General features: G+C 55.6%; 20 protein-coding genes and 1 riboswitch. Of the genes, 13 read left to right on the top strand and 7 right to left on the bottom strand.

Going from position 1 to position 20,403, the window contains the following annotated elements:
* The first annotated feature begins 95 nt into the window (after positions 1–95).
* Positions 96–1,781 (top strand): urocanate hydratase, encoded by a 1,686-nt coding sequence (gene hutU / locus WC7_RS18105; protein WP_016152335.1) that lies wholly within the window; start codon positions 96–98, stop codon positions 1,779–1,781.
* A gap of 1 nt (position 1,782) precedes the next feature.
* Positions 1,783–3,303 carry a histidine ammonia-lyase gene (gene hutH / locus WC7_RS18100; protein WP_016152336.1) on the top strand — a complete coding sequence of 507 codons (1,521 nt, stop codon included), beginning with the start codon at positions 1,783–1,785 and terminating at the stop codon, positions 3,301–3,303.
* Between the two features lie 56 nt (positions 3,304–3,359).
* On the opposite strand, the gene WC7_RS18095 is transcribed toward hutH, so the two are convergent.
* Positions 3,360–3,836, bottom strand: coding sequence for a kinase inhibitor (locus WC7_RS18095; RefSeq protein ID WP_016152337.1), 477 nt, complete (start codon positions 3,834–3,836; stop codon positions 3,360–3,362).
* 57 nt (positions 3,837–3,893) lie between these two features.
* Positions 3,894–5,183, bottom strand: a complete 1,290-nt coding sequence (gene bioA / locus WC7_RS18090) for an adenosylmethionine--8-amino-7-oxononanoate transaminase (protein ID WP_016152338.1) — start codon at positions 5,181–5,183, stop codon at positions 3,894–3,896.
* A gap of 76 nt (positions 5,184–5,259) precedes the next feature.
* Here bioA and bioB point away from each other — a divergent pair, with 76 nt between their 5' ends.
* From bioB to bioD, 4 genes are read left to right on the top strand one after another with little or no spacing between them, the layout of a single operon-like run.
* Entirely contained in the window at positions 5,260–6,300 is a 1,041-nt protein-coding gene (bioB, locus tag WC7_RS18085) for a biotin synthase BioB (RefSeq protein ID WP_029139462.1), read from the top strand.
* Entirely contained in the window at positions 6,297–7,454 is a 1,158-nt protein-coding gene (bioF, locus tag WC7_RS18080) for an 8-amino-7-oxononanoate synthase (protein ID WP_016152340.1), read from the top strand. Before bioB ends, bioF begins: the two co-directional genes overlap by 4 nt.
* Entirely contained in the window at positions 7,438–8,193 is a 756-nt protein-coding gene (gene bioC, locus WC7_RS18075) for a malonyl-ACP O-methyltransferase BioC (RefSeq protein ID WP_016152341.1), read from the top strand. Before bioF ends, bioC begins: the two co-directional genes overlap by 17 nt.
* Entirely contained in the window at positions 8,186–8,884 is a 699-nt protein-coding gene (gene bioD, locus WC7_RS18070) for a dethiobiotin synthase (RefSeq protein WP_016152342.1), read from the top strand. The genes bioC and bioD overlap by 8 nt, the downstream gene beginning before the upstream one ends.
* On the opposite strand, the gene WC7_RS18065 is transcribed toward bioD, so the two are convergent.
* Positions 8,850–9,572: an ATP-binding cassette domain-containing protein gene (locus tag WC7_RS18065; RefSeq protein WP_016152343.1), complete on the bottom strand. Its 723-nt coding sequence runs from the start codon at positions 9,570–9,572 to the stop codon at positions 8,850–8,852. The genes bioD and WC7_RS18065 overlap by 35 nt on opposite strands.
* A 770-nt stretch (positions 9,573–10,342) precedes the next feature.
* On the opposite strand from WC7_RS18065, the gene uvrB reads away from it, so the two are divergent.
* Positions 10,343–12,364, top strand: coding sequence for an excinuclease ABC subunit UvrB (uvrB, locus tag WC7_RS18060; RefSeq protein ID WP_016152344.1), 2,022 nt, complete (start codon positions 10,343–10,345; stop codon positions 12,362–12,364).
* A gap of 94 nt (positions 12,365–12,458) precedes the next feature.
* Here uvrB and yvcK read toward each other — a convergent pair whose 3' ends face one another.
* Positions 12,459–13,367 (bottom strand): uridine diphosphate-N-acetylglucosamine-binding protein YvcK, encoded by a 909-nt coding sequence (gene yvcK, locus WC7_RS18055; RefSeq protein ID WP_016152345.1) that lies wholly within the window; start codon positions 13,365–13,367, stop codon positions 12,459–12,461.
* Between the two features lie 392 nt (positions 13,368–13,759).
* Positions 13,760–13,906, top strand: a riboswitch (molybdenum cofactor riboswitch).
* On the opposite strand from yvcK, the gene moaA reads away from it, so the two are divergent.
* The 6 genes from moaA (at position 13,894) to WC7_RS18025 (ending at position 17,341) form a co-directional block, all read left to right on the top strand.
* The gene (moaA, locus tag WC7_RS18050) at positions 13,894–14,883 is read left to right on the top strand and encodes a GTP 3',8-cyclase MoaA (protein WP_016152346.1); all 990 of its coding nucleotides are present in this window, start codon (positions 13,894–13,896) and stop codon (positions 14,881–14,883) included. Its footprint overlaps the riboswitch before it by 13 nt.
* A 19-nt stretch (positions 14,884–14,902) precedes the next feature.
* Positions 14,903–15,415, top strand: coding sequence for a molybdenum cofactor biosynthesis protein B (gene moaB, locus WC7_RS18045; protein WP_016152347.1), 513 nt, complete (start codon positions 14,903–14,905; stop codon positions 15,413–15,415).
* 2 nt (positions 15,416–15,417) lie between these two features.
* Positions 15,418–15,903: a cyclic pyranopterin monophosphate synthase MoaC gene (gene moaC, locus WC7_RS18040; protein WP_003035188.1), complete on the top strand. Its 486-nt coding sequence runs from the start codon at positions 15,418–15,420 to the stop codon at positions 15,901–15,903.
* A complete protein-coding gene (gene moaD / locus WC7_RS18035; protein WP_016152348.1) occupies positions 15,896–16,141 on the top strand; it encodes a molybdopterin synthase sulfur carrier subunit in 246 nt (81 codons plus the stop codon). Before moaC ends, moaD begins: the two co-directional genes overlap by 8 nt.
* A gap of 1 nt (position 16,142) precedes the next feature.
* The gene (gene moaE, locus WC7_RS18030) at positions 16,143–16,595 is read left to right on the top strand and encodes a molybdopterin synthase catalytic subunit MoaE (protein WP_016152349.1); all 453 of its coding nucleotides are present in this window, start codon (positions 16,143–16,145) and stop codon (positions 16,593–16,595) included.
* A gap of 41 nt (positions 16,596–16,636) precedes the next feature.
* Complete coding sequence (locus tag WC7_RS18025; protein WP_003831536.1) at positions 16,637–17,341, top strand: Bax inhibitor-1/YccA family protein; 705 nt, start codon at positions 16,637–16,639, stop codon at positions 17,339–17,341.
* A gap of 39 nt (positions 17,342–17,380) precedes the next feature.
* Here WC7_RS18025 and WC7_RS18020 read toward each other — a convergent pair whose 3' ends face one another.
* The 3 genes from WC7_RS18020 to WC7_RS18010 are packed head-to-tail and all read right to left on the bottom strand — an operon-like array spanning position 17,381 to position 20,342.
* Entirely contained in the window at positions 17,381–18,343 is a 963-nt protein-coding gene (locus tag WC7_RS18020; RefSeq protein WP_016152350.1) for a lysylphosphatidylglycerol synthase domain-containing protein, read from the bottom strand.
* A complete protein-coding gene (gene clsB, locus WC7_RS18015; RefSeq protein WP_016152351.1) occupies positions 18,343–19,584 on the bottom strand; it encodes a cardiolipin synthase ClsB in 1,242 nt (413 codons plus the stop codon). Before clsB ends, WC7_RS18020 begins: the two co-directional genes overlap by 1 nt.
* Entirely contained in the window at positions 19,581–20,342 is a 762-nt protein-coding gene (locus WC7_RS18010; RefSeq protein WP_016152352.1) for an endonuclease/exonuclease/phosphatase family protein, read from the bottom strand. The genes clsB and WC7_RS18010 overlap by 4 nt, the downstream gene beginning before the upstream one ends.
* Positions 20,343–20,403: the final 61 nt, after the last annotated feature.

Genomic DNA, 20,403 nt, shown 5'->3' on the forward strand with positions numbered 1-20,403 from the left:
ATTGTATCTTTTTTGTTAAAGGCACACTTGCGACAACTTGTATAGACAAGTATATGTTACTTATCTGTCCGATCGTTCGCGAGGAGTGCTCTACCATGTCTCATAGCAAGTACCGTCAGCAGGATATTCGTGCCCCACGCGGCACCACTTTAACGGCCAAAAGCTGGCTGACCGAAGCGCCGCTGCGTATGTTAATGAACAACCTGGATCCCGATGTGGCGGAAAATCCGCATGAGCTGGTGGTATACGGCGGGATTGGTCGCGCTGCGCGGGACTGGGAATGTTATGACGCCATCGTCAATGCGCTGACCAAACTGGAGACCGATGAGACCCTGCTGGTCCAGTCCGGTAAACCGGTTGGCGTTTTCAAAACCCATGACAATGCGCCACGCGTGCTGATTGCCAACTCCAACCTGGTGCCACATTGGGCTACATGGGAACACTTCAACGAGCTGGACGCCAAAGGGCTGGCGATGTATGGCCAGATGACCGCCGGGAGCTGGATCTACATCGGTAGCCAGGGCATCGTGCAGGGGACTTATGAAACCTTCGTTGAGGCCGGGCGTCAGCATTATCAAGGTAACCTGAGCGGACGCTGGGTGCTGACCGCCGGGCTGGGCGGCATGGGTGGGGCGCAACCGTTAGCCGCAACGCTGGCAGGTGCTTGCTCGCTGAATATTGAGTGTCAGCAAAGCCGGATCGATTTCCGTCTGCGTACCCGCTACGTGGACGAGCAGGCGACATCGCTTGACGACGCGCTGGCGCGTATCGAAAAGTACACCCGCGAGGGTAAAGCGGTCTCCATTGCGCTATGCGCTAACGCCGCCGACGTTGTGCCGGAACTGGTGAAGCGTGGTGTGCGCCCGGATATGGTCACTGACCAGACCAGCGCCCACGATCCGCTGCATGGTTATCTGCCGTCCGGCTGGAGCTGGGAAGCGTATCAGGCGAAAGCGGTGTCCGATCCGCAGGGCACGGTACAGGCGGCGAAACGCTCAATGGCAACACACGTTGAGGCAATGCTGGCGTTCAGCAAAATGGGCGTGCCGACGTTTGATTACGGCAATAACATTCGCCAGATGGCCAAAGAGATGGGCGTGGAAAACGCCTTTGATTTCCCCGGTTTCGTACCTGCTTATATTCGCCCCCTGTTCTGCCGCGGCATTGGCCCGTTCCGTTGGGTGGCGCTTTCCGGCGATCCGCAGGATATTTATAAAACGGATGCCAAAGTGAAAGAGATCGTGGCTGACGATAAACATCTGCACCACTGGCTGGATATGGCGCGTGAGCGGATTAACTTCCAGGGATTACCGGCGCGTATCTGCTGGGTGGGTCTGGAATGGCGTCAAAAACTGGGGCTGGCGTTTAATGAAATGGTGCGCAGCGGCGAAGTGTCTGCGCCGATTGTTATTGGCCGTGATCATCTGGATTCCGGCTCCGTCGCCAGCCCGAACCGCGAAACCGAAGCCATGCGCGACGGTTCTGATGCAGTATCCGACTGGCCGCTGCTGAACGCGCTGCTTAACACCGCCAGCGGTGCAACCTGGGTGTCACTGCATCACGGTGGCGGGGTAGGAATGGGCTTCTCCCAGCATGCCGGGATGGTGATTGTTTGCGATGGCACTGATGAAGCCGCAGCGCGTATCGCCCGGGTATTACACAACGATCCGGCTACCGGGGTGATGCGCCACGCCGACGCCGGGTATGACATTGCGGTGGATTGCGCCGTCGAAGAAGGGCTGAATTTGCCGATGGTCGCGGCGACGCAGGAGAAACGCTGATATGAACACCATGACATTAACGCCGGGTCATCTGAGCTTTGCGCAACTACGCGACATCTGGCAGCAGCCGGTCAAACTGAGCCTGGATGCCGGGGCGATTGATGCGATCAACGCAAGCGTCGCCTGCGTCAATACTATTGTCGCTGAAGGCCGTACGGCGTATGGCATTAATACCGGCTTTGGCCTGCTGGCTCAGACCCGTATCGCCACGGAAGATTTGCAGAATTTACAGCGTTCGCTGGTGCTTTCCCATGCGGCAGGCGTTGGTGAGGCGCTCGATGACGCGATGGTTCGCCTGATTATGGTGCTGAAAATCAACAGCCTGGCGCGGGGTTTTTCGGGTATTCGTCTCAGCGTGATTGAAGCGCTGATTGCGCTGGTGAATGCCGAGGTGTATCCGCTGATCCCGGCGAAAGGGTCAGTGGGCGCATCGGGCGACCTGGCACCGCTGGCGCATATGTCTCTGACGCTGCTGGGCGAAGGTGAAGCGCGCTGGCAGGGGGAATGGCTTCCGGCGACCGAAGCGCTGAAAAAGGCCGGGCTGGAGCCGATTACGCTGGAGGCGAAAGAAGGGCTGGCGCTGCTCAATGGTACCCAGGCTTCCACAGCCTTTGCGCTGCGCGGGTTAATTGAAGCCCAGGAGCTGTTCGCGTCTGCGACGGTGTGTGGGGCGCTGACCACCGAAGCCGTTTTGGGCTCTCGTCGTCCGTTTGATGCCCGTATTCATGCCGCACGAGGACAGCGTGGGCAGATTGATGCCGCAACGCTGTACCGCCACGTGTTGACCGACACCAGCGCGCTTTCCCAGTCGCATCATAACTGTGAAAAAGTGCAGGATCCGTATTCTTTGCGCTGTCAGCCACAGGTGATGGGGGCGTGCCTGACGCAAATGCGTCAGGTAATGGAGGTCCTGCTGGTAGAAGCCAACGCGGTTTCCGACAACCCGCTGGTGTTTGCCGAAGAGGGCGATGTCATTTCCGGCGGCAACTTCCATGCTGAACCGGTGGCGATGGCGGCAGATAATCTGGCGCTGGCGATTGCGGAAATCGGGGCGTTATCAGAGCGACGGATTGCGCTGATGATGGACAAACATATGTCGCAGTTGCCGCCGTTCCTGGTGAAAAACGGCGGGGTGAACTCCGGCTTTATGATTGCTCAGGTAACCGCGGCCGCGCTGGCGAGCGAGAACAAAGCGCTGGCGCATCCGCACAGCGTGGACAGCTTGCCGACCTCCGCCAACCAGGAAGATCATGTGTCTATGGCACCGGCAGCGGGCCGCAGGTTGTGGGAGATGGCAGCGAATACGCGCGGCGTGATTGCCGTGGAGTGGCTGGCGGCGTGTCAGGGGATTGACCTGCGTGAAGGGTTAACCTCAAGCCCGCTGCTGGAGCAGGCGCGCCAGGCTCTGCGCGAGCAGGTTGCCCACTATACGCAGGATCGCTTTTTTGCTCCGGATATTGAGTGCGCAACCGAACTGTTAGCCCAGGGGGCATTGTTGAAATTGTTGCCTGAATTTCTGTAGATAAGCCTTGTTTAGTAGGCCGGATGCGGTGAAGCCGACATCCGGCACAACACAGCTTAACTGAATATCGCCGTAATGGAGGCGCTGGCGAGCGAGTGGAAGTGAACGTTAAAGCCAACCATCGCGCCGCTGGCGTCCTCATCGACATCAATACGCTCCACATCCAACGCGTGAACCGTAAAGATATAGCGATGGGTTTCCCCCTTCGGCGGCGCAGCACCGCCATAACCTGCTTTACCAAAATCCGTACGGGTCTGAATCACCCCATCCGGCAGCGCAACCAGCCCGGAGCCGAAGCCTTGCGTGAGTACGCGGGTATCTGCTGGCAGACTTACCACCACCCAATGCCACCAGCCGGAGCCGGTTGGCGCATCAGGATCGTAGCAGGTCACGACAAAGCTTTTGGTCCCTGCAGGCACGTCATCCCACGCCAGATGCGGGGAAATATTATCCCCGTCATATCCCATGCCGTTAAAGACGTGGCGATGCGCAAGCTTTTCGCCATCGCGCAGATCGTTACTGATTAGTTTCATGCTGACTCCTCTCGTTAGCCAAAAAGTGTAGCCAGGAACCGTAGAGCTTACCGCTGATTAATCGCTAAAAAATGTTGCACTGCGCACAGCCTCGTTTACGGCCTGGGTCAGACGACGCAACTGATCGGGCTGAATAATGTACGGCGGCATCAGATAGATCAATTTGCCAAACGGTCGTACCCACACGCCCTGTTCAACAAAGAACTTCTGTAACGCCGCCATATTCACCGGATGCGTGGTTTCGATCACACCGATGGCGCCGAGTACGCGCACGTCGGCTACCCAACTGGAGTCTGCCGCTGGGGCGAGTTCTGTCCGCAGTTGCGCTTCAATAGCCGCTACCTGTGAGCGCCACTCACCGGTTTCGAGTAACGACAGGCTGGCGGAGGCGACGGCGCAGGCCAGCGGATTACCCATAAAGGTTGGACCGTGCATGAAGCATCCGGCTTCACCGTTGCTAATGGTTTCCGCGACCTGACGCGTGGTCAGGGTGGCGGAAAGGGTCATGGTTCCGCCGGTTAACGCTTTGCCGAGGCACAAAATGTCCGGGGTTATGTTGGCGTGTTCACAGGCAAAAAGCTTGCCTGTACGACCAAATCCGGTGGCGATTTCATCGGCAATCAGCAGGATACCTTCACGGTCGCACATCTTACGGATGCGCTTTAACCATTCGGGATGATACATGCGCATGCCGCCAGCGCCCTGCACAATCGGCTCAAGGATCACCGCCGCAATCTCGTGGCGATGCGCGGCCATCAGGCGGGCAAAAGGCACCATATCCAGTTCGTCCCACTCGCCGTCCATGCGGTTTTGCGGGGCGGGCGCAAACAGGTTCTCCGGCAGATAACCCTTCCACAGACTGTGCATCGAGTTGTCGGGATCGCAGACCGACATCGCGCCGAAGGTATCGCCGTGATAACCGTTTCGAAATGTCAGGAAACGCTGACGGGATTCGCCTTTGGCCTGCCAGTATTGCAGCGCCATTTTCATTGCTACTTCTACGGCGACCGAACCTGAATCCGCGAGAAAAACGCACTCCAGCGCCTCTGGCGTCATCGCCACCAACTGGCGGCACAACGCAATGGCCGGGGCATGGGTAATGCCGCCAAACATCACATGTGACATGGCATCAATCTGCGTTTTCATCGCGGCGTTCAGCTGTGGGTGATTGTAACCGTGGATCGCCGCCCACCAGGACGACATGCCGTCTATCAGCCTCTCACCGCGGGCTAAAATCAGTTCGCAACCTTCGGCACGCGCCACCGGATAAACCGGTAACGGGGAGGTCATGGAGGTGTAAGGGTGCCAGATATGGCGTTGGTCAAACGCAAGATCGTCCGTTGTCATAATCGACTTGTAAACCAAATTAAAAAGATTTAGGTTTACGAGTCTACACCAAACTCATAACGAAACGTATACCAATATGGCTCATTCTTCTCGCTGGACAATGTCGCAAGTCACCGAATTATTTGAAAAACCGCTGTTGGATCTGCTGTTTGAAGCGCAGCAGGTTCACCGTCAGCACTTTGATCCGCGGCAGGTTCAGGTCAGTACGCTGCTGTCGATTAAGACCGGTGCCTGCCCGGAAGACTGCAAATACTGCCCGCAAAGCTCCCGCTATAAAACCGGTCTGGAAACGGAACGTTTGATGGAGGTTGAACAGGTACTGGACTCAGCGCGTAAAGCGAAACAGGCCGGTTCAACGCGGTTTTGCATGGGCGCGGCGTGGAAGAATCCACACGAACGCGACATGCCTTACCTGGAACAGATGGTTCAGGGCGTAAAAGAACTGGGGCTGGAAGCGTGTATGACGCTGGGTACGCTGAACGAAAATCAGGCCCAGCGGCTGGCCAATGCGGGTCTGGACTACTACAACCATAACCTCGACACCTCGCCGGAATTCTACGGCAATATCATCACAACCCGTTCGTACCAGGAGCGCCTGGATACGCTGGATAAAGTGCGTGAGGCGGGCATTAAAGTTTGCTCCGGCGGGATTGTGGGACTGGGGGAAACGGTGACCGACCGCGCGGGTCTGTTGCTGCAATTAGCTAATCTGCCAACGCCGCCAGAAAGCGTGCCGATCAACATGCTGGTGAAAGTGAAAGGCACGCCGCTTGCCGATAACGACGATGTGGATGCTTTTGATTTTATTCGTACTATCGCCGTGGCGCGGATCATGATGCCGACTTCATATGTCCGTCTTTCAGCCGGACGCGAGCAGATGAACGAACAAACCCAGGCGATGTGCTTTATGGCCGGAGCTAACTCGATTTTCTACGGCTGCAAACTGCTGACCACGCCGAACCCGAACGAAGATAAGGATTTGCTGTTGTTTCGCAAGCTGGGTCTCAATCCGCAGCAAACGGCGGTGCTGGCAGGCGATAACGAACAGCAGCAACGCCTGGAACAGGCGCTGCGTACCCCGGATACCGACGAATACTACAACGCGGCAACCGTATGACCTGGCAGCAAAAAATAGACGATGCGTTAACGGCGCGTCGTCGTGCTGATGCGTTGCGTCGGCGCTATGCGGTGACGCAGGGCGCCGGTCGCTGGCTGCAGGCCGAAGGTCGCCAGTACCTGAACTTTTCCAGCAACGACTACCTTGGCTTAAGCCACCATCCGCATATTATCTGCGCGTGGCAGCAAGGCGCTGAGCGTTTTGGCGTCGGCAGCGGCGGCTCGGGTCATGTGAGCGGTTATTCCGTTGCTCATCAGGCGCTGGAAGATGAGCTGGCGCAATGGCTCGGCTATTCCCGGGCGCTGCTGTTTATCTCCGGTTTTGCCGCTAATCAGGCGGTCATTGCCGCGCTGATGGGCAAAGAGGACCGGATTGTTGCTGACCGACTCAGCCATGCCTCACTGCTGGAAGCTGCCAGCCATAGCCCTGCCGTGCTACGTCGCTTTACCCATAACGATCCGCAACATCTGGAACGTCTGCTGACAACCCCCTGTCCGGGGCAACAACTCGTGGTCACTGAAGGTGTGTTCAGCATGGATGGCGATAGCGCACCGCTGGCGGAAATTCACGCGGTAGCAGAGCGGCAGGGCGCGTGGTTGCTGGTGGATGATGCGCACGGGATTGGCGTCAGCGGTGAGGAAGGGCGCGGCTCGTGCTCCCGACAGCAGGTGAAACCCGAGCTGTTAGTGGTGACGTTTGGCAAAGGTTTTGGCGTCAGCGGCGCAGCAATCTTGTGCTCAGACAGCGTGGCCGATTATCTGCTGCAGTTTGCCCGTCATCTGATCTACAGCACCAGTATGCCTCCGGCGCAGGCCCAGGCCTTGCGCGCCGCGCTGGAGGTGATCCGCAGCCGCGAAGGCGATGAGCGCAGAGAAAAACTGGCGATGCTGATCCAGCGTTTTCGCGCTGGGGTGAATACGCCGGACTTAACGCTGGCGCAGTCAGACAGCGCCATTCAGCCACTGATCGTGGGCGACAATCATAAAGCCTTGCAACTGGCGGAGGCATTACGTCAACAGGGATGCTGGGTGACGGCTATTCGCCCACCGACGGTGCCGGTTGGTACGGCCAGGCTGCGGCTTACGCTGACCCAGGCGCATGAAGTCCAGGATATCGATCGCTTACTGGAGGTGCTGCATGGCGCAGGTCAATAAGCAGGCGATTGCTGCCGCGTTTGGTCGTGCGGCTACTCACTATGAGCAACACGCGGAACTCCAGCGTCAGAGCGCCGATGCGTTACTGGCGCGACTCGATGGTCGGGCATTCTCTCAGGTTTTAGATGCGGGCTGCGGGCCCGGGCGTATGAGCCGTTACTGGCGGGAGCAGGGGAGCGAGGTCTGCGCGCTGGATCTGTCGGCGCAAATGCTGACTGAAGCACAGCGTCACGATGTCGCCCACCGCTATTTGCTGGCGGATATTGAAGCCATTCCGCAGGCTGCTGCTACTTTCGACCTGGCCTGGAGCAATCTGGCCGTACAGTGGTGCAGTGACCTGCGCGGCGCGTTACGCGAGCTTTACCGGGTGGTGCGTCCTGGCGGGACAGTGGCGTTTAGTACCCTGGCGCAGGGGTCAATGCCGGAACTTCGTCAGGCGTGGCGAGCGGTTGATGAGCGGGAGCACGCCAATCGTTTTTTGCCCGTGGATCAACTGGAAAACGCCCTGCATGGGTGGGACGTTGAATACCAGTCTCATGCCGTCACGCTGTGGTTTGACGATGCGCTGAGCGCCATGCGCTCGCTGAAGGGCATTGGCGCGACGCATTTGCATGATGGCCGCGAGCCGCGCGTTCTCACCCGCTCGCAGCTGCGCCAGCTACAGCTAGCCTGGCCCTGCCAACAGGGGAAATATCCGCTGACCTATCATCTATTTTTGGGAGTGATTCAACGTGACTAACACTTTTTTTGTCACCGGGACGGATACCGAAGTGGGGAAAACTATCGCCAGCTGCGCGTTGCTGCAGGCGGCGGGGCAGAGGGGATTGCGAACCGTCGGCTATAAGCCAGTGGCGTCGGGCAGTGAAATGACGGTTGAAGGTCTGCGTAATAGCGATGCCCTGGCATTACAGCGCAACAGCGTTGTGACGGTGGACTATGCGGCTATCAACCCCTATACCTTCGCGGAACCTACCTCACCGCATATCATCAGCGCGGACGAAGGTCGCCCCATTCAGGCCTCTGTAATGTCTGCGGGTTTACGCGCGCTGGAACAACAGGCTGACTGGGTGCTGGTGGAAGGTGCCGGAGGGTGGTTTACGCCGCTTTCGCCAACGCTGAGTTTTGCTGACTGGGTGAAAACAGAGCAGCTGCCGGTTATTCTGGTGGTTGGCGTTAAGCTCGGCTGCATCAACCACGCTGTGCTGACCGCCCAGGCGGTGCAGCAGGCCGGACTGACGCTTGCCGGATGGGTCGCCAATGATGTGACGCCACCTGGCAAGCGTCATGCTGAATATATGGCAACGCTCAGGCGTGTGCTTGCGGCTCCGCTGCTGGGGGAAATTCCCTGGCTGGCAGAAGAGCCGGAGCGGGCATCGACAGGACGTTATATCGATCTTAGCGTTTTGTCTGTGGCGTCACCCAATAGTTGATTAGCGGGTTGCTGAGCTGTGTGATTTGCCCCTGAGCCACGTTGCGCCCACGGTGTAACAGGCAGTAGCAGTCAGCGACCCGACGAATAAACGGCAGGCTCTGCTCCGCGAGCATTATGGCGATGCCGAGCTCCTGGCTTAACCTTACAACCAGGTTCCCCAGCTTGTGGATATATGCCTGGCCACTTCCCCGCGTGGGCTCATCGAGGATCAGCAGGCGCGGGCGTGTGACCAGCGCGCTGGCGAGCGCAAGCTGGTGCTGATCATCTTCCGATAATGCCGCCCCTTTGGCCTGACGCAGTACGAACAACTGTGGAAACAGGCGGTAAATATCACTGCTGTTCATCGTTTCGCTTTCCTCAACCGCCTGGCGCGCAATATGAAGATTTTCCTCTACCGTCAATTGCGAAAAAATCCGTCTCTCTTGTGAAACGTAGTTAATGCCCAGCGCGATGCGATTTGCCGCCGGAATGGGACTCAGGTCGCGCGGCGGCGCGCCAGCCTGATGCCAGAACATGGTGCCGCTTTCGATCGGTAAATTGCCGATAATGCAATTGGTCAGCGTAGTCTTTCCCATTCCTGGAAGCCCCAGCACACCGGTACATTTACCGGGCAGCAGGTCGAGATCCACATCCCATAGGGAGTGTTGATTACCGTAATAATGATTCACTGCGCGAAGACTCAACATAGATTCCTCCAGCATGATGCTATCCGCCCCACGTACAGGTCGTCGGAAGAAAATTGCAATTCTCATGCCAGAAGAGGGATTGGGGTCAAAAAACAGCAGGAGAGTGTGCCGCGCAGGCGGTAACGGCTGGCTGGCCGGAGGGCTGGCGTTGTTTTGTGCACATTGCCAGTGCCTGGCGGTGTCGTAATGGTGCAGGCAAGAAAATGATGAAAATGCGAGCAAGATCCCGGCCATTCCAGGCCGCTTCGTTAGCTGATAAATATCAAAAAATAGCGATAAATTTTTTTTATCCCTCCGGAAAAGGGAGTGAGGGCGTTTTTGCCAGGCTACAGTCCATACGGGCTGGAGGCAGTTATCCACTATTCCTGTGGATAACCTTGTGTATTAGAGTTAGAAAACACAATGTAAGCGAGAGAAGACGCGGCCTGCGACTAAATTGATGCGAAAGACGGCTCGGGATAATAGTCATTAAATTACAGAATGTTAGATAAAATCAATGGCTGTCGCAGAAGTGTCATGCGTTGCCACAAAACTTTCATCGGGCGGCTTGACAAATGTTAAAAAAGTCATTGCTTTGGGGATAACACGTTTTTGCTGGTGTTTTATCTTGTCTGAGGCCAAATTTTAGCCTGCGGTCACGGTCATTCTGATGGCGTATCAGAAATATTCTGGTGCGTTACTGTTTTTTCATCCAGTATATTTTACTGGCAAAATATACGACTGCGAGTAAAATTACACACCTGCCCGCCCATTGCTTCAGGTAGCTGCTCATGAGTAAACCGTTCAAACTAAATTCCGCTTTTAAACCCTCTGGCGATCAGCCTGAGGCTATTCGCCGTCTGGAAGAAGGGCTGGAGGATGGTCTGGCGCATCAGACGCTGCTGGGGGTGACGGGCTCGGGGAAGACATTCACCATCGCTAACGTAATTGCGGACTTGCAGCGGCCTACCATGGTGCTGGCTCCCAATAAGACGCTGGCCGCGCAGTTGTACGGTGAGATGAAAGAGTTCTTCCCGGATAACGCGGTGGAGTATTTCGTCTCCTACTACGACTATTATCAACCGGAAGCCTACGTACCAAGTTCTGACACCTTCATCGAGAAGGATGCCTCGGTTAACGAACATATTGAGCAGATGCGTCTGTCAGCGACCAAAGCGCTGCTGGAACGTCGGGATGTCGTTGTCGTCGCGTCAGTTTCCGCTATCTATGGTTTGGGCGATCCGGATCTGTATCTGAAAATGATGCTGCACCTGACGGTGGGGATGATTATCGACCAGCGTGCGATCCTGCGCCGCCTGGCGGAACTGCAATATACCCGCAACGATCAGGCATTTCAGCGCGGAACCTTCCGCGTGCGTGGTGAAGTGATCGACATTTTCCCGGCTGAATCCGACGATATCGCGCTGCGCGTGGAACTGTTTGATGAAGAGGTCGAACGTTTATCGCTGTTTGACCCGCTTACCGGGCAGGTTGAATCCACGATTTCGCGCTACACCATCTATCCTAAAACGCACTACGTGACGCCGCGCGAACGTATCGTGCAGGCGATGGAAGAAATCAAAGTTGAGCTGGCAGAGCGGCGCAAGGTCCTGCTGGCAAATAACAAACTGCTGGAAGAACAGCGGCTAAGTCAGCGTACGCAGTTCGATCTGGAAATGATGAACGAGCTGGGTTACTGCTCGGGGATTGAAAACTACTCCCGCTATCTGTCCGGGCGTGGCCCCGGCGAGCCGCCGCCGACGCTGTTTGATTACCTGCCTGCCGACGGCCTGCTGGTGGTGGATGAATCCCACGTCACTATCCCGCAAATTGGCGGTATGTATCGTGGTGACCGGGCGCGTAAAGAGACTCTGGTCGAATACGGATTCCGTCTGCCGTCGGCGCTGGATAACCGTCCGCTTAAATTTGAAGAGTTTGAAGCGCTGGCCCCGCAGACCATCTACGTCTCAGCGACGCCGGGCAACTATGAGCTGGAGAAATCCGGTGATGACGTCGTCGATCAGGTAGTACGACCGACCGGCCTGCTGGATCCGATCATTGAGGTACGCCCGGTGGCGACGCAGGTTGACGATCTGCTGTCTGAGATCCGCATCCGTGCGGCGATTAACGAACGTGTGCTGGTCACTACGCTCACGAAACGGATGGCAGAGGATCTCACCGAATACCTCGAAGAGCACGGTGAGCGGGTGCGCTATCTGCACTCAGACATCGATACCGTGGAACGTATGGAAATCATTCGTGACCTGCGTCTGGGCGAGTTTGACGTGCTGGTGGGTATCAACCTGTTACGTGAGGGTCTGGATATGCCTGAGGTCTCACTGGTGGCGATTCTGGACGCAGACAAAGAAGGGTTCCTGCGTTCGGAACGTTCGCTTATTCAGACCATCGGTCGTGCGGCGCGTAATATCAACGGGAAGGCTATTCTCTACGGCGACAAAATTACCGCCTCAATGGCTAAGGCGATAGGTGAAACTGAACGCCGTCGTGAGAAACAGCAGCTCTACAACGAAGAACACGGTATTACGCCGCAGGGGCTGAACAAGAAAGTGGTCGATATTCTGGCGCTGGGTCAGAATATTGCGAAGACTAAGGCGAAAGGCAAAGGGAAGTCACGCGCAGGCGCGAAGTCTGAAATTGTCGAACTGGATATGACGCCAAAAGCGCTGCAGCAGAAGATTCATGAGCTGGAAGGGCAGATGATGCAGCATGCGCAGAATCTTGAATTTGAAGAGGCTGCGACGATCCGCGACCAGTTGCATCAGCTGCGCGAGTTGTTTATCGCGGCATCGTAAGATTGTGCCGGAGGCGGGGGAACCCCCTCATCCGGCCTGTGGGAGTAGATCGCGTTTGTAGGACTGATAAGCGCAGCCCATCAGGTAATTCCACTTACCCCAGCGCCTGTACCGCTTTCTCCAGCGCGTAATGCAATAGCTGGCGGTCATGGCGGTAGGGAATGTCGCTGGCTTCCAGCACTTCCTGAATAACAACGCGGTCGGTAACGGTGGATACATCCACTTTCGGGCCTACAACCACCGCATCAATCACTTTCCTGCCAACGTACTGTTCAATGATTGCCAGCTTATCGTTAAGCGTCAGGCTGGCTGCTGGCAGGCTTAATTCACGACCCAGATTGCCGATGTAGACCATCGGGGCAGGTGTGCGACGTAATGCCTGCGCCAATTCGTCGAGCAGCAGGAGCGGCATCAGGCTGGTGTAAAAACTGCCGGGTCCGATCAAAATCAAATCCGCTTCGGCGATAGCTTCAACTGCCTCCCGCGTGGTGGGGACTTTTGGCGACAGCATCAGTTCCTGAGGCGGGATGGTGAGCTGATCGATATTCACTTCGCCATAGACTTCATGTCCCTGATCGTCGATAGCCATCAGATCCACCGGCAACTCCGACATCGGAATTAAATGCGCATCAACTTTCAGCAGACTACGAATTAAATTGATGGCTTCCAGAGGCCGCACGCTGAGGTGATCGAGCGCCTTTAACATCAGATTTCCGAGGTTATGCCCGGAAAGCTCACCATTACCGCCAAAACGATACTCAAACATGGCGGATGCAACGCTGGGTTGAGTAATTAACTGGTTCAGACAGTTACGCATGTCTCCCCAGGCAATGCCTCCTTCAGAGCGACGAATACGACCTGTCGACCCGCCATTATCGGTCGTGGTGACGATCCCCGTCAGGCGTGAACCTAAAGGGGAAAGAGAGGAGAGAACGCGTCCCAATCCATGCCCTCCGCCGAGAGCGACAACGCGGTCCAGATCTGCCAGCGTGCGAGTGCGCATATATTTTCCTGATATGAATTAATCGGCGCTACAGTAACGTAAATAGTGTGTTTTCAGCAATTATCCAGGCGGAATCTGGCGTAATTTTTTTCTGCGATCTACTCCTTTCTGACGAGATTCACCTGCTGGCAAGATGATGTATATCAATGCAAAACTGTGGTTTTTGCTTATTCTGTAGCGAAATTGCACGATCATGTCGCTATGTATGTGTTTATATAACGAAAGTGTACATGGCAAAAGCGTCATTTACACGCTAGTATCGGCATAACCACAATGTACTCTGAATAATTCGAGTTGCAGGAAGGCAGTGAGGGAGAGAATCCCCCGTAAGCGGACATAAGTACGTGACTGGGGTGAACGAATAAAGCCCACGCTTCTGCAATTTGAAGTATGACGAGAATAAACACTCTAGCCTCTGCACCTGGGTCAAATGATACGGTGCTTTGGCCGTGACAATACTTGAATAAGTTTGTCACCAGGGCGTAGGAAGAAATGACTACGTCTCCCGTATTTTGGAAAGGTGTACATGGGCTCTCAACTTACCGATGCTTTCGCACGTAAGTTTTACTACTTACGTTTGTCGATTACCGATGTGTGTAACTTTCGTTGCACCTACTGCCTGCCGGATGGCTATAAGCCCGGCGGTGTCACCAATAACGGCTTTTTGACCGTTGATGAAATTCGCCGCGTTACGCGCGCGTTCGCCAGTCTGGGAACGGAAAAAGTGCGTCTGACAGGGGGCGAACCTTCATTGCGTCGCGACTTTACCGACATTATCGCCGCCGTGCGCGAAAACCACGCCATCCGTCAGATTGCGGTGACCACTAATGGTTATCGTCTGGCGCGTGATGCCGCTGCCTGGCGCGATGCCGGACTGACCGCACTTAACGTCAGCGTCGACAGCCTCGATGCCCGTCAGTTTCACGCCATTACCGGGCAGGACAAATTTCAGCAGGTGATGGCAGGCATTGACGCCGCTTTTGATGCGGGTTTTGAAAAAGTGAAAGTCAATACCGTGCTGATGCGCGATGTAAACCATCATCAACTGGACACCTTCCTGGCGTGGGTTCAGCCCCGTCCTATCCAACTACGCTTTATTGAACTGATGGAAACGGGCGAGGGCAGCTCTCTCTTCCGTAAACACCATATCTCAGGCCAGGTCCTGCGTGATGAGCTGTTGCGTCGCGGCTGGATCCACCAGATCCGACAGCGCAGCGACGGCCCGGCTCAGGTTTTCTGTCATCCTGACTATGCTGGTGAAATTGGTCTGATCATGCCTTATGAGAAAGACTTCTGCGCCACCTGCAACCGTCTGCGCGTTTCCTCTGTCGGCAAACTGCATCTGTGTTTATTTGGTGAAGGCGGCGTAAGCCTGCGTGATTTGCTGGAAGATGACGCTCAGCAGTCGGCGCTGGAAGAACGCATTTCAGCCGCGCTGCTGGAGAAAAAGCAGACTCATTTCCTGCATCAGAACAATACCGGTATTACGCAAAACTTATCTTACATTGGCGGCTGATCGCTAAAAGGAGTTTTTCATGAGTCAGGTAAGTGCTGAATTTATCCCGACACGCATTGCTATTCTTACTGTTTCCAACCGTCGCGGCGAAGAAGATGACACCTCCGGCCATTATCTGCGTGACTCGGCGCAAGAGGCGGGTCATCAGATTGTCGACAAGGCGATCGTCAAAGAGAACCGCTACGCCATTCGCGCCCAGGTTTCTGCATGGATTGCCAGTGAGGATGTGCAGGTTGTGCTCATTACAGGCGGCACGGGCTTAACCGAAGGGGACCAGGCGCCAGAAGCGCTGCAACCGCTGTTCGACAGAGAAGTCGAAGGGTTTGGTGAAGTATTTCGTATGCTGTCGTTTGAAGAGATTGGCACCGCGACGCTGCAATCCCGGGCGATTGCCGGAGTGGCCAACAAAACGCTGATTTTCGCCATGCCGGGGTCGACTAAAGCGTGTCGCACCGCATGGGAAAATATCATTGCGCCGCAGCTCGATGCCCGTACGCGTCCGTGTAATTTCCACCCACATTTGAAGAAATAAGTATGTCGCAACTGACTCATATTAACGCCGCTGGCGAAGCGCATATGGTGGATGTCTCCGCCAAAGCGGAAACCGTACGCGAGGCGCGTGCAGAAGCATTCGTGACCATGCGTAGCGAAACGCTGGCGATGATTATCGACGGCAGCCACCATAAGGGCGACGTTTTCGCCACGGCGCGTATTGCCGGTATTCAGGCCGCCAAACGGACCTGGGATCTTATCCCGCTGTGCCATCCGCTGATGTTGAGCAAGGTTGAAGTTAATCTGCACGCCGAGCCGGAACACAACCGCGTACGCATTGAAACGCTTTGTCGCCTGACCGGGAAAACCGGCGTCGAAATGGAAGCGTTAACGGCGGCCTCCGTGGCAGCGTTGACCATCTACGATATGTGCAAAGCGGTGCAAAAGGATATGGTGATTGGTCCGGTGCGTCTGCTGGCTAAAAGCGGCGGTAAATCGGGAGATTTTAAGGTGGATGCGCATGATTAAGGTTCTTTTCTTTGCTCAGGTACGGGAATTGGTGAACACGGATGCGATAGAGGTCGCCGCTGAGTTTGCAACGGTTGAAGCGCTGCGCCGGAGTCTTGCGGCAAAAAGCGATCGCTGGGCGTTGGCGCTGGAAGACGGCAAGCTGCTGGCCGCGGTAAATCAGACGCTGGTCAGTTTTGACCATCCCCTTAATGCGGGTGACGAAGTGGCTTTCTTCCCACCGGTAACCGGAGGCTAAGATGGCTGAAACGCGAATTGTTGTTGGTCATGCGCCGTTCAGCGTCGGGGAAGAGTATCCCTGGCTGGCCGAACGCGATGAAGATGGCGCGGTGGTCACTTTCACCGGTAAAGTCCGCAATCACAATCTCGGCGATAGCGTGCAGGCGTTAACGCTGGAACACTATCCGGGAATGACCGAAAAAGCGCTGGCGGAGATTGTCGACGAAGCGCGTGCGCGCTGGCCGCTGGGACGAGTAACGGTCATTCATCGCATTGGCGAACTGTGGCCGGGTGACGAAATCGTTTTTGTTGGCGTGACCAGTGCGCATCGCAGCAGCGCGTTTGATGCCGGGCAGTTCATTATGGATTATCTGAAAACCCGCGCACCGTTCTGGAAGCGCGAGGCCACGCCAGAAGGTGAGCGCTGGGTTGATGCCCGCGACAGCGATAAGCTAGCAGCAAAACGCTGGTAGAGTACAATTGGTGTAGGCTCATACTGATTCAGGAGATTGTCATGGACCGATTCCCACGATCCGATTCTATTGTACAGGCCCGTTCCGGCCTGCAAACGTATATGGCGCAGGTGTACGGCTGGATGACCTGCGGACTGTTGCTGACGGCGTTTATCGCCTGGTATGCAGCAAATACGCCCGCGGTGATGATGTTTGTCTTCTCCAGCAAAATCACCTTCTTTGGACTGATCATTGCCCAGCTAGCGCTGGTGTTCGTCCTGTCCGGCATGGTGCAAAGGCTCAGCGCGGGAATGGCGACCACGCTGTTTATGCTCTATTCGGCATTAACCGGGCTGACGCTATCAAGCATTTTTATCGTCTATACCTACTCGTCTATCGCCAGCACCTTCGTGGTCACCGGCGGGATGTTCGGGATCATGAGTTTGTACGGCTACACTACCAAACGCGATCTGAGCGGCTTCGGCAATATGCTGTTTATGGCGCTGATCGGTATTGTGCTGGCCTCGCTGGTTAACTTCTGGTTGAAGAGCGAAGCGCTGATGTGGGCGGTGACCTATATTGGGGTGATTGTGTTTGTCGGCCTGACCGCTTATGACACGCAGAAGCTGAAAAACATCGGTGAGCAGATCGACCTGCGTGACAGCTCCAATCTGCGTAAATACGCAATTCTTGGGGCCTTAACGCTGTATCTGGACTTCATCAACCTGTTCCTGATGCTGCTGCGTATCTTCGGCAATCGTCGTTAACTCTCTGTTGCCGGATGGCGTAAGCCGCCATCCGGTGAATCATTTTGCCATCGCCTTCTCGTTTTTTACCCGCAACTTTTTCGCCCGACTCTCCAGCAGCAAATAGCACATCAGCGCCAGCAGCAGCGGAATAAAATAGTACAGCACGCGATATGCGAGCAGGGCGGCAATGATTGTCCCCTGAGAGGTATTCTCTCCTGCCAGCAGCGCCATAAAGACCGCCTCCAGCACACCAATCCCCGCCGGAATATGCACGATAACACCGGCAATACTGCTCACCAGCAGCACGCCCAGCACGAAGAAATAGTTGATATTCTGACCCAGCAACAGCCAGATAATCGCCCCCATTACCATCCAGTTAGTACCGGATATCGCCATTTGCGCGAGGGCAAATTTCCAGGAGGGCAGTACCAGTTTTTGGCCCTTGATGGTGATGTGGCGATGTTTCGCGAAAGCGCAAAACCACAGATAAACAACAATCATCAGCAGCAGCGCAATGCCTAAGAGGCGTAGCGTACCTTCATCGATATACCAGTGCGCGGGCAGTTCAACGACGCCGAAGGTGAAAATAAAACCGCCCAGCAGAATATAGCCCAGCCAGTTGGTGGTAATGCTCAGTGAAAAAATTCGCGTAATTGTGCTCCCCGGTAATCCGAGACGCGAGTAGAGACGATAACGCATCCCAATACCGCCCACCCAAGTGCTTAACGTCAGGTTGAAGGCGTAACAGATAAACGACACCAGCATGACCTGGCGTTTTGCCAGCTTGTGCCCGCAGTAGTAGCGCCCGAGCAAGTCATAGCAGCCGTAAAGTAAATAACTGACGATCACCAGCCCTACGGCGCTGAGCAGGGCGATCCGATTGTAATCGCGAATTACCGTCCATACTTCCTGCCAGTTGACCTTACTGGCATAAACGACCAGCAATACGATGACTGCAATAAAAAATAGCCATGTGAGGATCTTTTTCGCTAAGCGCCAGCGTCGGTGGTTTTTTGGCATCAGGTTTCCCCTCCTGCATCCTCAGTTGGAATACGATCCTGGGTTTCCAGAGTTGGCTGTGCGGGTGGTTCTACCTCGGCCAGATGCGGGGTATGCGCCGGTAGCCAGCCGACCAGCGCCGGGAAGTGGCGTAAAAAGTGGAAGGCCAGCACGCTTTTGGTCAGGTTCCACCAGGTGCGTTTTGGCAGCATTGATTCATCAACTCGCTTGCAGTCCTGCGCAATAATGGGGTTCAGGTTGTCACGCAGGGTCTGGTTAAACGTGCGGTCATGAATAATAAGATTCGCCTCCAGATTGAGCGACAGACTGAGCGGGTCGAGATTGCTGGAACCTACCGTCGCCCAATGATCGTCCATCAGCGCGACTTTACCATGCAGGGGCTTACGCCGGTATTCATAGACATGGACGCCGCCTTTAACCAGATAGTTATACAGCAGGCGGGCACCCACTTTCACAATCGGCATATCCGGTTCACCCTGGACGATGAGTTTTACCCGAACGCCGCGTCGCGCAGCTTTTCGTAGGGCATGCAGCAGGCGATAACCCGGAAAGAAATAGGCATTGGCAATGATCACTTCCCGCCGGGCCTGGGTCAGCATTTTCAAATAGTGGCGTTCAATATCATCGCGATGCTCTTCGTTATCGCGCCAGACAAACAGCGCCTGCGCTTCGCCAGGCCGATGATTCTCAATTGCCCGGTGATGACGTCGCCACCAGCGTCGTACGGCGCTCTGTCCTGGTAAGTTATCCAGCACGAATTTCAGGATGTCGGCCACGACTGGACCTTCCACGCGAACAGCGTAATCCTGCTTGGCCTCGGGACCGTAATCAGACATGTGTTCAGCGGAATAATTGATGCCGCCGACAAAGGCAACACGGTCATCAATGACCACAATTTTGCGATGCATACGGCGAAAGAGATTGGTGCGCATACCGAACAGACGCGGGCGCGGATCGTAGTAGCGGAAAACAACGCCTGCTACGGTCAACTCTTCGACAAAACTGTCGCTAAGATCCGGCGAACCGTAACCGTCCAGCAGCACCTCTGCTTTGATTCCGCGCTGGGCGGCTCCGAGCAAGGCGGCATGCAGCTGTTTTCCGACCGCATCTTCAAACCAGATAAAGGTCTCAAGGATAATTTTTTGCTGTGCCTGTTCAATGGCGTCAAAGACGGCGGGATAGTATTGATCGCCATTTTCCAGCAGTTGAATTTGATTGCCTTCACGCCAGCCATTTTTCATAAATGAATCTCCGCACTCAGGGGGGCATGATCGGACAAATGTCGCCAGTGACGCAGCGCCAGCGTCGTTGGGGTACTGGCATTCGCGTTTTTCACATAGATCCTGTCCAGACGCAGCAGGGGAAACTGCACCGGAAACGTCCGCGCCGGGCGACCGTGGGCGCGGGTAAAAATCTCGTCAAGGCCGGCCCTGGCTTTCAACGGGTGATTGGCCGTTTGCCGCCAGTCGTTAAAATCTCCGGCGATCACCACGGGCTCCGCGTCGGGCAGGGCATTGACCCAGTCAGCCAGCATAGCGAGCTGGGCCTGACGGTGTGCTTCACGCAAACCGAGATGCACGCACATGACATGAATTGGGTGCGAGAGCATTGGCGGCACGATGCGGCAGTAGAGGACCCCGCGCTTTTCACTCGCGCCGACGGACACATCGCGATTTTCATAATGTTCAATGGGATAACGCGACAGCACCGCGTTACCGTGATGCCCTTGCGGGTACACGGCGTTACGCCCGTAGGCGAAGTCGCTCCACATGGTGTCCGCCAGAAATTCGTAGTGGGTGGTATCCGGCCAGTTCTCAATCAGCAGCGAGTGAGCATCGTGCGCGCCCATGACTTCCTGTAGGCACACAATGTCTGCACCGACCGTTCTGACAGCCTCCCGTAGCTCAGGCAAAATAAAACGCCGGTTGAAGGCGGTGAACCCTTTGTGAGTATTAATGGTGAGCACATTGAATGAAAATTGAACTCCCGATCCGCTCATGAGCCTCCCGTTGGCGTCACTTCCTAAATAAAATAGTGTAGTCGTCGTCACAAAAAGATGC

Origin of the sequence: Citrobacter sp. KTE151 (assembly GCF_000398845.1) — a bacterium.
GTDB lineage: Bacteria > Pseudomonadota > Gammaproteobacteria > Enterobacterales > Enterobacteriaceae > Citrobacter > Citrobacter braakii.

Bases quoted from the DNA above. Each gene is read 5' to 3' on its own strand.
- moaD (WP_016152348.1), top strand. From the start codon at position 15,896: ATGATTAAGGTTCTTTTCTTTGCTCAGGTACGGGAATTGGTGAACACG.
- WC7_RS18065 (WP_016152343.1), bottom strand. From the start codon at position 9,572: ATGTTGAGTCTTCGCGCAGTGAATCATTATTACGGTAATCAACACTCC.
- WC7_RS18010 (WP_016152352.1), bottom strand. From the start codon at position 20,342: ATGAGCGGATCGGGAGTTCAATTTTCATTCAATGTGCTCACCATTAAT.
- clsB (WP_016152351.1), bottom strand. From the start codon at position 19,584: ATGAAAAATGGCTGGCGTGAAGGCAATCAAATTCAACTGCTGGAAAAT.
- hutU (WP_016152335.1), top strand. From the start codon at position 96: ATGTCTCATAGCAAGTACCGTCAGCAGGATATTCGTGCCCCACGCGGC.
- uvrB (WP_016152344.1), top strand. From the start codon at position 10,343: ATGAGTAAACCGTTCAAACTAAATTCCGCTTTTAAACCCTCTGGCGAT.
- yvcK (WP_016152345.1), bottom strand. From the start codon at position 13,367: ATGCGCACTCGCACGCTGGCAGATCTGGACCGCGTTGTCGCTCTCGGC.
- moaB (WP_016152347.1), top strand. From the start codon at position 14,903: ATGAGTCAGGTAAGTGCTGAATTTATCCCGACACGCATTGCTATTCTT.
- WC7_RS18095 (WP_016152337.1), bottom strand. From the start codon at position 3,836: ATGAAACTAATCAGTAACGATCTGCGCGATGGCGAAAAGCTTGCGCAT.
- moaA (WP_016152346.1), top strand. From the start codon at position 13,894: ATGGGCTCTCAACTTACCGATGCTTTCGCACGTAAGTTTTACTACTTA.
- bioC (WP_016152341.1), top strand. From the start codon at position 7,438: ATGGCGCAGGTCAATAAGCAGGCGATTGCTGCCGCGTTTGGTCGTGCG.
- WC7_RS18020 (WP_016152350.1), bottom strand. From the start codon at position 18,343: ATGCCAAAAAACCACCGACGCTGGCGCTTAGCGAAAAAGATCCTCACA.
- bioF (WP_016152340.1), top strand. From the start codon at position 6,297: ATGACCTGGCAGCAAAAAATAGACGATGCGTTAACGGCGCGTCGTCGT.
- bioB (WP_029139462.1), top strand. From the start codon at position 5,260: ATGGCTCATTCTTCTCGCTGGACAATGTCGCAAGTCACCGAATTATTT.
- moaC (WP_003035188.1), top strand. From the start codon at position 15,418: ATGTCGCAACTGACTCATATTAACGCCGCTGGCGAAGCGCATATGGTG.
- hutH (WP_016152336.1), top strand. From the start codon at position 1,783: ATGAACACCATGACATTAACGCCGGGTCATCTGAGCTTTGCGCAACTA.
- moaE (WP_016152349.1), top strand. From the start codon at position 16,143: ATGGCTGAAACGCGAATTGTTGTTGGTCATGCGCCGTTCAGCGTCGGG.
- WC7_RS18025 (WP_003831536.1), top strand. From the start codon at position 16,637: ATGGACCGATTCCCACGATCCGATTCTATTGTACAGGCCCGTTCCGGC.
- bioA (WP_016152338.1), bottom strand. From the start codon at position 5,183: ATGACAACGGACGATCTTGCGTTTGACCAACGCCATATCTGGCACCCT.